This is a genomic window from Xanthomonas sp. NCPPB 901 (assembly GCF_056725085.1).
In genome coordinates, this window is sequence record NZ_CM161511.1 from 102006 (window position 1) to 113152 (window position 11147).

At 70.2% G+C, this 11147-nt stretch carries 12 protein-coding genes; 2 read left to right on the forward strand and 10 right to left on the reverse strand.

Going from position 1 to position 11147, the window contains the following annotated elements; translation table 11 throughout:
- Positions 1-48: 48 nt before the first annotated feature.
- From AC1PME_RS00460 to AC1PME_RS00475, 4 genes are all read right to left on the reverse strand, one after another.
- Positions 49-669 (reverse strand): response regulator transcription factor, encoded by a 621-nt coding sequence (locus AC1PME_RS00460; protein ID WP_481096969.1) that lies wholly within the window; start codon positions 667-669, stop codon positions 49-51.
- Positions 666-1736 (reverse strand): sensor histidine kinase, encoded by a 1071-nt coding sequence (locus tag AC1PME_RS00465; protein WP_481096970.1) that lies wholly within the window; start codon positions 1734-1736, stop codon positions 666-668. Before AC1PME_RS00465 ends, AC1PME_RS00460 begins: the two co-directional genes overlap by 4 nt.
- A gap of 42 nt (positions 1737-1778) precedes the next feature.
- Complete coding sequence (locus AC1PME_RS00470; RefSeq protein ID WP_254459784.1) at positions 1779-2507, reverse strand: MgtC/SapB family protein; 729 nt, start codon at positions 2505-2507, stop codon at positions 1779-1781.
- A gap of 127 nt (positions 2508-2634) precedes the next feature.
- Positions 2635-2961, reverse strand: a complete 327-nt coding sequence (locus AC1PME_RS00475; protein WP_481096971.1) for a hypothetical protein — start codon at positions 2959-2961, stop codon at positions 2635-2637.
- Positions 2962-3350: 389 nt separating this feature from the next.
- On the opposite strand from AC1PME_RS00475, the gene AC1PME_RS00480 reads away from it, so the two are divergent.
- Together AC1PME_RS00480 and AC1PME_RS00485 are read left to right on the forward strand one after the other, a co-directional pair.
- Positions 3351-4940: a DNA recombination protein RmuC gene (locus AC1PME_RS00480; protein ID WP_481098168.1), complete on the forward strand. Its 1590-nt coding sequence runs from the start codon at positions 3351-3353 to the stop codon at positions 4938-4940.
- Positions 4941-5107: 167 nt separating this feature from the next.
- On the forward strand, positions 5108-5650 hold the full coding sequence (locus AC1PME_RS00485) for a glutathione peroxidase (protein WP_254459786.1): 543 nt from the start codon (positions 5108-5110) through the stop codon (positions 5648-5650).
- 1230 nt (positions 5651-6880) lie between these two features.
- Here the strand turns inward: AC1PME_RS00485 and AC1PME_RS00490 are convergent.
- The 6 genes from AC1PME_RS00490 to AC1PME_RS00515 all read right to left on the reverse strand — a co-directional run bounded on the left by AC1PME_RS00490 (position 6881) and on the right by AC1PME_RS00515 (position 11095).
- Entirely contained in the window at positions 6881-7939 is a 1059-nt protein-coding gene (locus tag AC1PME_RS00490) for an MlaA family lipoprotein (RefSeq protein WP_481096972.1), read from the reverse strand.
- 3 nt (positions 7940-7942) lie between these two features.
- A complete protein-coding gene (locus tag AC1PME_RS00495) occupies positions 7943-8257 on the reverse strand; it encodes an STAS domain-containing protein (RefSeq protein ID WP_481096973.1) in 315 nt (104 codons plus the stop codon).
- Positions 8247-8915 carry an MlaC/ttg2D family ABC transporter substrate-binding protein gene (locus tag AC1PME_RS00500; RefSeq protein WP_481096974.1) on the reverse strand — a complete coding sequence of 223 codons (669 nt, stop codon included), beginning with the start codon at positions 8913-8915 and terminating at the stop codon, positions 8247-8249. The genes AC1PME_RS00495 and AC1PME_RS00500 overlap by 11 nt, the downstream gene beginning before the upstream one ends.
- Positions 8912-9451, reverse strand: a complete 540-nt coding sequence (mlaD, locus tag AC1PME_RS00505) for an outer membrane lipid asymmetry maintenance protein MlaD (protein ID WP_307547614.1) — start codon at positions 9449-9451, stop codon at positions 8912-8914. The genes AC1PME_RS00500 and mlaD overlap by 4 nt, the downstream gene beginning before the upstream one ends.
- A gap of 103 nt (positions 9452-9554) precedes the next feature.
- The gene (locus AC1PME_RS00510) at positions 9555-10304 is read right to left on the reverse strand and encodes an MlaE family lipid ABC transporter permease subunit (RefSeq protein WP_010341089.1); all 750 of its coding nucleotides are present in this window, start codon (positions 10302-10304) and stop codon (positions 9555-9557) included.
- Entirely contained in the window at positions 10304-11095 is a 792-nt protein-coding gene (locus tag AC1PME_RS00515; RefSeq protein WP_254459791.1) for an ABC transporter ATP-binding protein, read from the reverse strand. Before AC1PME_RS00515 ends, AC1PME_RS00510 begins: the two co-directional genes overlap by 1 nt.
- Positions 11096-11147 lie beyond the last annotated feature (52 nt).

An 11147-nucleotide genomic window follows, 5' to 3' on the forward strand; every position in this document is an offset into this window, starting at 1 on the left:
AATACAGGTGCGTCAGGAGGCGCTCCGCCGCGCGCGCTCGCAACGATCCTACAGCCCCAGCCGTTCGGCCAGCCGCACCAGTTCGGCCAGCGAGCCGACCTCCAGCTTGCGCATCGCATTGCCGCGGCGCACCTTCACCGTGATCTCGCTGAGCTGCAGCCGTGCCGCCACCTGCTTGTTCAGCAGGCCCTGCACCACCAGCTCCACCACCTCGCGTTCGCCGGCACTGAGCCGCGCCCAGCGCGCCTGCAGGTCGGCCTGGGCCGCAGCGGCGGCGCGGCGCGCGCGGTCGCGGGCGATGCCTTGGCCGATCGCATCGAGCAGGTCCTGGTCGCGGAACGGCTTGGTCAGGAACTCGATCGCGCCGTTCTTCATCGCCTCCACGCTCATCGGGATGTCGCCGTGGCCGGTGATGAAGATGGTCGGCAGCGCCAGCCCGGCCTCGTGCATGTTGCGGTGGAAATCCATGCCGCTCTGCCCGGGCATGCGGATGTCCAACACCAGGCAGCTCGGCGCATCGGCGCGCGGATGCGCGAGGAACTCGCGGGTCGAGGCGAAGGCGTGCACCTGCAGGTCCACCGAGGCGAACAGGTCTTCCAGCGCGGCGCGGATCGAGGCGTCGTCGTCGATCAGGTACACCACCGGGCGCGCGGTCGCCTCGGCGTTCATGGCCGGGCCCCGCTGGCGGTGGGCAGGCAGACGTGGAACACCGCACCGCGCGGCCGCCCGGGTTCGGCCCAGATGCGGCCGCCGCCGGCCTCGACGATGCTGCGGCTGATGCTCAGGCCGATGCCGATGCCGCCCTGCTTGGTGGTCCAGAACGCATCGAACAGATGCGCCTGCGCCTGCGCGGACAAGCCTTCGCCGCTGTCGGCCAGGCTCAGCCGCACCGAACGCGCGTCCTCGCGCGCGGTGACGATGCGCAGCGTGCGCTGCGCCGGCGGCGTGGCGGCCATCGCCTCGATCGCATTGAGCAGCAGGTTGCCGATCACCTGCTGGATCTGCACCGGGTCGGCCGACACCGGCGGCAGCAGCGCCGACAGTTCGGTGTGCACGCTGACCGCGCTGCGCTCCAGTTCGCCCTGCGACAACGCCAGCACCTCGGCCACCGCGGCATTGAGGTCGAAGGCGCGCTGCTGCGGCGCCTCGCCCCGGGTCAGGCTGCGCACCCGCGCGATCACCTCGCCGGCGCGCTCGGCGTCGGCGAGGATGCGCGCCAGCGCCGCGCGCGCCTTGTCCAGGTTCGGCGGCTGCTGGTCGAGCCAGCGCTGGCAGGCGTTGCCGCTGGTGACGATGGCCGCCAGCGGCTGGTTGACCTCGTGCGCGATCGACGCGGTCAGGCTGCCCAGGCTGCGCACCCGCGCCAGCCGCAGCAACTGTGCCTGCGCCGCGTGCGCGGCGGCCTTGGCGCGCTCCATGCGCACCGCGATCGAGGCGGTGACCGCCACCACCACGATGCTGATCGCCGAGTTGATCACGCCCACGTGGTAGGCACCGGCATGGGTCAGATGGAAGCTGAGCACGACCAGCGCCACGCAGATGCCGGCCAGCACGCCCAGCCCGGCCGGGGCCAGCAAGCGCACGGCGCCGAGGATCGCCACCGTGTAGAACAACGCCGCCGCCACCGCGTAGTCGGTGACCGTGTCGGCGACGAAGATCGCGCCCAGCGCCAGGCCCAGCGCGGCCAGGCCGAGCAGGCGGCGGTGCGGCGGCAGCGGCTTGAACCAGGCGATCATCGGCAGCGCGGGGTGGGAGCGAGGGGGCGGGGCATGGCCGGCTCAGGCTTCGGCGCCGGCGTTCCAGAACGCCTGTTGTACACCCGGTTCGCCTTCCAGGCGCTGCACCACCGCATCCAGTTCCTCGGCGCGCACCGCGGTGGCGTACAGGGTGGCGGCGATCTCCACGTCCTGGTGCCCGAACGGATGCTGCTCGACCTCGCGCGCCGGGTAGTGCGCCTCCTCCAGCAGTTCGATCAGCCGCTCGCGCACGTCGCCGTGCACCTCGCGCGCGCAGATCGCATAGAACATGTAGGTGGCTTCGAGCGAGGATTCCTTCAGCGGATGCCGGTTGATGCGGTTCACCATCGGCCGCAGCAGGGTGTTGCTGAGCAGCACGAACATCGCCGCCAGCACCGCCTCGGCGACCAGCCCGGCGCCGGCGCAGGCGCCGACCGCGCCCGACCCCCACAGCGTGGCCGCGGTGTTGAGCCCGGTGACGTTGGCGCCCTCCTTCATGATCGCGCCGGCGCCGAGAAAGCCGATGCCGGAGACCACGTAGGCCACCACCTGCACCGCGCCCTGGGTGCCGCCGTGGATCTCGAACAGGCGGTCGCCGAGCGAGACGAAGATCGCCGCGCCGACCGCGACCAGGGTGTTGGTACGCAGCCCGGCGGTGCGCTGGCGCACCTGGCGCTCGAAACCGATGATCGCGCCGAGCACGAAGGCGGCGGTCAGGCTCACCAGGGTGTCGAGCAGCGAGCCGAGATTGAACAGGCGCAGGGCTTCCATCAGGGGGCGTTCCGGTGGGCGAAGGGCGCGGTCATGGCGGCTCCGGGAAAGGGAATGAGCGGAGGTGGGGTGCGCATGATGCCGGGGCGAGATGGCATTCGACACCACGGGCGTGGGTGTGCGGGTTTCAGCGCACCCCGGGCCACCAGGCCAGTGCGGCATGCCGCCAATGCGCCGACGGGGTGTTTTCCCCGGCGGCGTGCAGGCGCCGCTGCGCCGCGTGCGGCAAGCGTGCGCGGACCCGGATGCGGTCGGCGACGGACAGCAGCGACAGCGCGTCGGCCATCACCCGCGGCGACTGCGCGGCCAGCGCCAGGGCGAAGGCGCGGGCGCCGTGGGCGGCGAGCAGATGGCGCAGCGCCTCGGGACGGCGCATGGCGACGGCGGCGCGCAGCGCGCGCTGCAGGCCGCGCTGCAGACGGAAACGGCGGGAGAACAGTGAGAACGCGAACATGACGACCTCCTTGCGGCGCGTGGCCGGCAAGGACGTCGCAGCGTGCGGGCGGCGGGCGTCTTCCGGCTCAGCGCCGGGCAGCGACCAGGCGGGGAGAATGGCGGGGGACTGCGACTGCGGCGCTGACGCCGCGTCGATGCGGATCGGGGTCCATGCGCGCCTCCGGTGTCAGGGGAACGGATCGCGCGGGGCGCGATGGCCTGGTGCGGCCTGATGCCGCGGCAGCGCCCACTGGCCGGGCCAGGAGCGGGTGGCGCAAAGCTTGGCACGCGGCCCCTGCCCGCGCCAGCCTGCATGAGGCCATGGCGGCGATACCAAGGTATATCCGGCGCTGTCCGCCCGCTGGCGCGTGGCGCAGCGATTGAGACGTGGCCGGCTACACTGGCCGCATGCAGAACGATGTCCATTTCCTGATCCTCGCCGGCCTGTTGTGCGCCGTCATCGCCCTGTTGCTGGCCGTGTTGCTGCGGCGGGGCAACCATGCCGCGCTGGAGGCGGCCCTGCGCGAGGAGCAGCGCGGCGGCCGCGGCGAACTGCGCGAGCAGCTCGACAGCCTGGCGCGCCAGCAGGACGCGCGCAGCGAAGGCTTCGCCCGCCATCTGGCCGATCTGTCCACCCGCACCGACCAGCGCCTGGACCTGCTGCGCGAAGCGCTGACCGAGGACGCGCGACGCGGCCGGGTCGAAGCCGGTGAAGCGCAGCAGCGCATGGCCGAGCTGCTGAGCCAGCGCCTGGTCGAGATCCGCGGCCAGCTCGATGCCTTCGGCCAGCAGCAGGATGCGCGCATGGCCCAGTTCGGCCAGCAGCAGGCCGAGCTGATCGCGCGCATCGACGCGCAACTGGGCGCGCTGCGCGAGGCCCTGCTCGAGGATGCGCGCAAGGGCCGCCAGGAAGGTGCGGACGCGCAGCAGCGCTTCGCCGACACGCTCGGCCAGCGCCTGGGCGAGCTGGTCCAGCGCAACGAGCAGCGCCTGGGCGAGATGCGCGCCACCCTGGAGGAGCGGCTGAAGGAACTGCAGGCCGACAACGCGGCCAAGCTCGAGCAGATGCGCGGCACCGTCGACGAGAAGCTGCAGACCACCCTCAACACGCGCCTGGACGCCTCGTTCAAGCTGGTCTCCGAACGGCTCGAGCAGGTCCAGCGCGGCCTGGGCGAGATGCAGCAGCTGGCCACCGGCGTCGGCGACCTCAAGCGCGTGCTGAGCAATGTCAAGAACCGCGGCGGCTGGGGCGAAGTGCAGCTGGAGAACATCCTCGAGCAGACCCTGACCCAGGAGCAGTACGCACGCGGCGTGCGGGTGCGCCCGGAGCGCAACGAAATGGTCGATTTCGCCGTGCGCCTGCCCGGCCGTGGCCACGAGGACACGCCGGTGTGGCTGCCGATCGACGCCAAGTTCCCGCGCGAGGACTACGAGCGCCTGCTCGATGCGCAGGAGCAGGGCGATCCGGAACTGGTGCAGGCGACGGGCGCGCAACTGGAACGCGCGATCCGGGTGCAGGCCAAGTCGATCGGCGACAAGTACATCGCCCCGCCGCACACCACCGACTTCGCGGTGATGTTCCTGCCCACCGAGGGCCTGTACGCCGAGACCCTGCGCCGTCCCGGCCTGGCCGACCTGCTGCAGCGCGAGCACCGCATCGTCGTCGCCGGGCCGACCACCATCACCGCCCTGCTCAACAGCCTGCAGATGGGCTTTCGCACCCTCGCCATCGAGAAACGTTCCAGCGAGGTGTGGGGCGTGCTGGCGGCGGTCAAGAGCGAGTTCGGCAAGTTCGCCGGCATCCTGGAAAAGGCCGAGAAGCAGATCAGCACCGTCGGCAAGAGCCTGGGCGAGGCCAGCCGCAAGACCCGCACCATCGAGCGCCGCCTGCGCGGGGTCGAGACCCTGGCCGATGCGCAGGCCGCGCCGCTGCTGGACCTGTCGCTGCCGCTGGACGAGGCCGAGGCGGACGAGGTGGCGGGCGACGACCGGGAGTGAGCGCCGTGCGGTGCGCGGCGGGGCGTCGTCAGTCGGGATGAGGGGCATGGCGGTTGCGTCGGCGCGAAGGCGAGCTGTCGGTGCGCTGAGTCACGCGGTCGCCGCGCTCCGCACGTCGCGTCGGCAGCGACTATGCTGGCATTCCCTTTCGATCGAGGTAATGCCCCATGTCCGCGTCGCTGACCGCCATTCCGCTGACCCGCATCGACGGCCAGCCGGCCACCCTCGCCGAGTTCGACGGCAAGGTACTGCTGATCGTCAACGTGGCTTCCAAGTGCGGGCTCACCGCGCAGTACGCGGGCCTGGAAGCGCTGTACCGCGAGAAGCAGGCGGCGGGGTTGGAGGTGCTCGGTTTCCCGGCCAACGATTTCAAGGGCCAGGAGCCGGGCAGCGAGGCGGAGATCCAGCAGTTCTGCCAGCTCACCTACGATGTCACCTTCCCGATGTTCGCCAAGATCGCGGTCACCGGCGAAGCGACCCATCCGCTGTATCGCGCGCTGATTGCCGCGCAGCCGCAGACCGAGGGCGAGGGCCCGATGCGCGAGAAGCTGGCCGGCTACGGCATCGAACCGAACCCGGCGCCGGGCGTGCTGTGGAACTTCGAGAAGTTCCTGATTGGCCGCGACGGTAAGGTGCATGCGCGTTTCGCCCCGGACGTCACCGCCGAGGATCCGCGCCTGCGTGCGGCGATCGACGCCGCGCTGGGGTAACGGTTCGCGGCGTTTGATGCCGTGAGGCGGTGCTTGGACGAGTTGAAGGTGCTGTTGTGGGCGTCTAAGGCGGAACAGGTTGCCGGCGGGTTGTAGTGTCCGGCGTCGCCTGTCGCGGCTGAAGCCGCTCCTGCGCAAGGTTTGCAGCACCATACCGGTTGCCGTTGCCGTTGCCGTTGCCGTTGCCGTTGCCGTTGCCGTTGCCGTTGCCTTGGCTGTTGCTGTGCTTCTGTGCTTCTGTGCTTTGGCTTTGGCTTTGGCTTTGGCTGTGGCTGTGGCTGTTGTTTCGGCTTTTGACTTACCGGGTTCCCTTACGAAGCGGCGGCCAGCGCGGGGAAAAACCCCGAAGGGGCGGCGCACAAGGATGTGCGCCGTCCGCGGCAGGGGCAGGATGCCCCTTCCGCGGATCCCCGTGATGGACGCGGACCCGGAGCGCGCAGCGCGGAGGGCGCGAAGGCAGGGCGCGCTTTCTTTTGGTTACCTTTTCTTTGCGCGAGCAAAGAAAAGTAACTCGCCCGCAAGGGCGAAAGCCTTTGCTGTTGCTTGAATTTTGCGTGTCAGACGAGAAGTTCTGTAGGAGCGGCTTTAGCCGCGACCGACGTAATCGGTAGTGCCTGTCGCCGCTCAAGTCGCTCCTACATCCAGCAGCGGCAGCAGCAAGAGCAGGAGCAAGAGCAGGAGCAAGAGCAGGAGCAAGAGCAAGAGCAAGAGCAAAGCTTTCGCCTGACGGCGAGTTACTTTTCTTTGCTTGTGCAAAGAAAAGTAACCAAAAGAAAGCACACCCCGCAGCGCGCCCTCCGCGCTGCGCGCTCCGGGTGCGCAGCCACGACGGGGATTCGCGGAAGGGGCATCCTGCCCCTGCCGCGAACGGCGCACATCCATGTGCGCCGCCCTTCGGGTTTTTCCCCGCCGTGGCTGCCGCGCCGAGGGGACCCCAGTAAATCAACAGCAACAGCAACATCAGGAACAACAGCAACAGCAACAGCAGGAGCAGGAGCAGGAGCAGGAGCAGGAGCAACAGCAGCAGGAGCAACAGCAGCAGAAGCAACAGCAGGAGCAACAGCGAAGCCGGCTGCACAATGACGTCGGCCGCGACACTCGCTCACCCACTGCAAACCGAGCGGTCGTTCCCGTACATCGCGCTGCGCCCACAGGCGATACCAGCAAAAGCTTCAGACACAAAAAACCCGGCCGAGGCCGGGCTTTTCGTAGGTGGATCGTGCGCTGGACTCAGCGCCCGCCGCGCCACTCCGGCACCGGCATCGCGTCCACCGGCACCGTCGGGTTGGTCTCTTCCTCGCGCAGATAGGCCGGCAGATCGTCGTCCTGGCGCTTGTGCCCGCGCATGTCGCTCTCGATCTGGTAGTTGCGCCGCTGCAGCCAGGCATCGCGGGTCAGCTGATACTCGTCCGGCGCCTGGTCGCGCAGACTGTCCAGCGACAGCAACTGCGCACGCGTGTCGACCAACTGCAGGCCCTGCAGGCCGATGCGGACCTGGTCCTCCTCGATCTGCTGCAGCGGCGACAGCGGCGCGTCGCCGACCAGGCCGAACGTATCGCGTACCGTGCGCGGGCCGAACAGCGGCAGTTCCAGGTAGCGCGAGCGGCGCCAGCCCCACACGCCCAGCGTCTGGCCGAAGTCCTCGCTGCGCCGCGGCAGGTTGGCGTCGGTGGCCGGGTCGAAGATGCCGCCGATGCCCAGCGTGCTGTTGATCAGGAACCGGCTCAGGGTCTGCCCCGCCTGCAGCGGACGGCCCTGCAGCAACTGGTTGACCATGGTCAGCGGCGAACTGAGGTTGTCGAAGAAGTTGGTCACGCCCAGCCGCACCGGCCGCGGCACCACGTTGACGTAGGCGCGTGCCAGCGGCCGCGCCACGGCGCGGTCGACCACGTTGTTGAAGGCATGCACCTTGCGGTTGAACTTCTCCCACGGATCGTAGCTCTGCGGCGCCTGCACGCCCTCCGGCAGGGTCGGATCGGCGACCGGGTTGTACGGGTCGCTGCCGTAGATCGCGGCGTAGTCCGCATCGGCGGAATCGGTCGGGTCCTGTGCAGTCGTCGTGGCCGGCGCAGTCGTAGCCGCCTGCGCGGTATCGGCCGCCGTGTCCACCGGTGCAGGTGCAGGTGCAGGAGCCGGGGTGGCGGCGCCGCTGCCGGCCTGGTCCTGGATGGACGTGGCCGGCGCGGTTTCCGCCACCGGCGGCGGAGGCGGCGTGCGCTTGGGGGCACCGGCGCAGGCGCCCAGGGCGGCGGCCAGGGTCAGGGAAGTGAGGATACGCAGCACGTTCATGTGTCAGCTCGCCGCAGGGGGAGAGTGGAAGTCCAGGGTCGAGGCCAGCCGGTAGGCGGCGCTCAAGTCGGTCAGGCCGGCCGGGGCGCCGTGGATGGCGACCTCGGCCTGGCCCTGGGCGCGCAGGCGCGCGGCGAGTTCGGCGAGCAGCGCCAGACCGGCGCTGTCCACCCGCGACACCGCCTGCAGGTCCAGCGCGCGCGCGCCCGGCAGCAGCCGCAGCGCCGCCGGCCACAGCGCGGTGGCCGCGGCACGGTCGATCACGCCGCTCAGCGCGAGCGTGTCGCCATCGCGGCGCAGTTGCGCATCACTTGCCACTGTTGCCCGCCGGGGCCGCCTGCAGCGTGCCGTTGCGCAGCTCGGCCGCGACCTCGGCGATCGACTTGTTGCGCAGCGGGGTGTCGAACTGGTTGCGGAAGGTCTGCACGTAGGACACGCCCTCGACCATCACGTCGAAGATCTTCCAGCCGGCGCCGGTGTTGCGCAGCAGGTAGTCCACCGGCACCGGGTCGCCGCCGCTGCGCAGCAGCTCGGTGGAGACCTTGACGCCGCGGCCGCCCGGCAGCGGGGTTTCCGACTTCACCCGCACCTGCGGTTTGCCTTCGAAGGTCAGCAGCGAGGTGCCGTAGCGCTGCATCAGGTTGTCGGCCATCGCGTCGCCGAACAGCTTGATGTCGGCGTCGGAGGCGCCGCGGCCGTGCACGCCCAGCACCAGGCGGGCGGCGTAGTCGCGGTCGAAGGACTTGTTCATCTCGCTGTCGATGAACTGGCGCAGCGCGGTGGGGTTGCTCTTGAACTCGCTGCGGCGCTGTTCCAGCGTGGTCAGGATGCGGGTGCTGTTCTCGAGCACCACCTTGCTGGCCGAACCGGCCTGGGTGGCGGCGGCGGCCGGCGCGGCGGCCTGGGCCAGGGCGGCGGAGGGCGCGGCCACGGCCAGCGCGGCGGCGAGAGCGGCGGAAAGCAATTTGATCGTCATGGCTTGGGTTCCGTTGCGGGCGTGGTGGGGTCGGCCGAGGGTGCGGCAGCGGGCGTTGTGTTCTTGTCGCCGCTGGCGCTGCCGCCGCCGAACATGTACTTGCCGACCAGCTGGATCAGGTCCACCGCCGGCTGGGTGAAGGCGATTTCCTGGCCGGGCTTGAGCGTGTCGGGGTCGCCGCCGGGCTGCAGGCCGACGTAGCTCTCGCCCAGCAGGCCGCTGGTCAGGATCGCCGCCGAGGTGTCGGCCGGCAGGTCCTTGTACTTGTCGTCGATGGACAGGGTGACCACCGAGTCGAACTTGGTCGGGTCCAGGTCGATCTTGGCGACCTGGCCGATGATGACGCCGCCGATCTTCACCGGCGCCTGCGTCCGCAGCTGGCCGATCTGCGAGAAGCGCGCGATCAGCTCGTAGCGGTGGCCGCCGAAGCCCCACTGGCGGTTGGTGGAAGCCAGCGCCAGCACCAGCAGCGAGGCCAGGCCCAGCAGCAGGAAGGCGCCGACGGCGAACTCGAGACGGGGACCACGGAGAGCCATAACGTGTCTACCTTGTTGATTCAGCGTGGCCGCGGCGCCAGTGCCGCGACCGGGATGTTGCCGCAGGGCCTGCCGTCGCCGGCCGGCCCCGCGTTGGCGCCGCTCAGCGGAACAGCAGCGCCGACATGACGAAATTGAACATCAGCACCAGCAGCGAGGCGTTGACCACGGCGCGGGTGGTGGCCACCGAGGTGCCCTCGATGGTCGGCTCGGCATGGAAGCCGACATAGGCCGCGACCAGCGCCGCGGTGCCGCCGAACACCGCCGACTTCAGCATCGCCACGCCGAAGTCGTCCCAGAAATCCACGCTGCTCGACAGCGCCGACCAGAACGTGCCGCGGTCCAGGCCGAGCGCGCCGACCGCCTCGAAATAGCTGGCGCTGATCGCCAGCGAGCAGAAGATGCCGGTCAGCAGCGGCACGGTCAGCACCGCCGCCCAGAAGCGTGGCGCCACCGCCTTGGCCACCGGGTCGATCGCCATCAGCTCCAGCGCCTTGATCTGGTCGGTGGCGCGCATCAGGCCGAGCTCGGCGGCGATGGAACTGCCGGCGCGGCCGATGAACAGCAACGCGGTCAGCACCGGCGCCAGCTCGCGGTACAGCGACAGGCCGAGCAGGGTCGACAGCGCATCGGAGGCGCCGTAGGTCTGCAGCGTGCGGTAGCCCTGCAGGGTCAGCACCAGGCCGACGAAGGCGCCGCCCACCGCAATGATCGGCAGCGAGCGCGCGCCGACCTTGTAGATCTCGCGGATCAACTCGGCCAGCAGGTCGCGGGTCGGCAGCGAGCCGCGCAGCACGGTGAGGAAGAACAGCCCGGCACGGCCCAGGGAACGGATCGGGGCAACGATGGCCATCAGGCGGCGCTCCGCGCGCGCTGCGGCGCATCGAACGGGATCGGGCCGTCGGGACGGCCGTGCAGGAACTGCTGCAGCAGCGGATCGGTGCTGGCCTGCAGCGCCTGCGGGGTGCCGGCGAAGACCACGCCGCCGTTGGCGATGGCCACGGCCTGGTCGCAGATCGGCAGGGTCTCGTGGACGTGGTGGCTGACGATGATGCTGGTCAGGCCCAGGGTGTGGTTGAGCCGCTGGATCAGGCTCATGATCACGCCGGAGGCGATCGGGTCCAGGCCGGTCAGCGGTTCGTCGTAGATCATCAGCGGCGGGTCCAGGGCCAGCGCCCGCGCCAGCGCCACGCGCCGCGCCATGCCGCCGGACAGCTCGCGCGGCCAGGCATCGGCGGCGGCCAGCAGGCCCACCGCGTGCAGCTTCAGCGCCACCAGCCGCTGTAGCACCGGCTCGGGCAGGCGAGTGTGGGCGCGCAACGGCAGCGCCACGTTCTCGGCCACGCTCAGGTCGGTGAGCAGGCCATTGCCCTGCAGCAGCACGCCGATGCTCTTGCGGGTTTCGCGCAGCGCGCGGCTGCCGCGCGGCAGCGGCTTGCCGAAGACGTCCAGCGTGCCCGCCACCGGCACCAGTTCGCCGGTCAGCGCCGCCAGCAGCGTGGACTTGCCGCTGCCGGACGGGCCGAGCACGGCGGTGATGCTGCCGCGCGGCACACTCAGCGAGACGTCGCGCAGGATCGCCCGGCCGCCGCGATCGATGCGCACGCCCGACAACTGCACCAGATTGGGTTCGGAAGACGCCATCGCGACCTTTAACGAAAATACAACATGCTTAGGATTGATGCGTTCGGCTGAA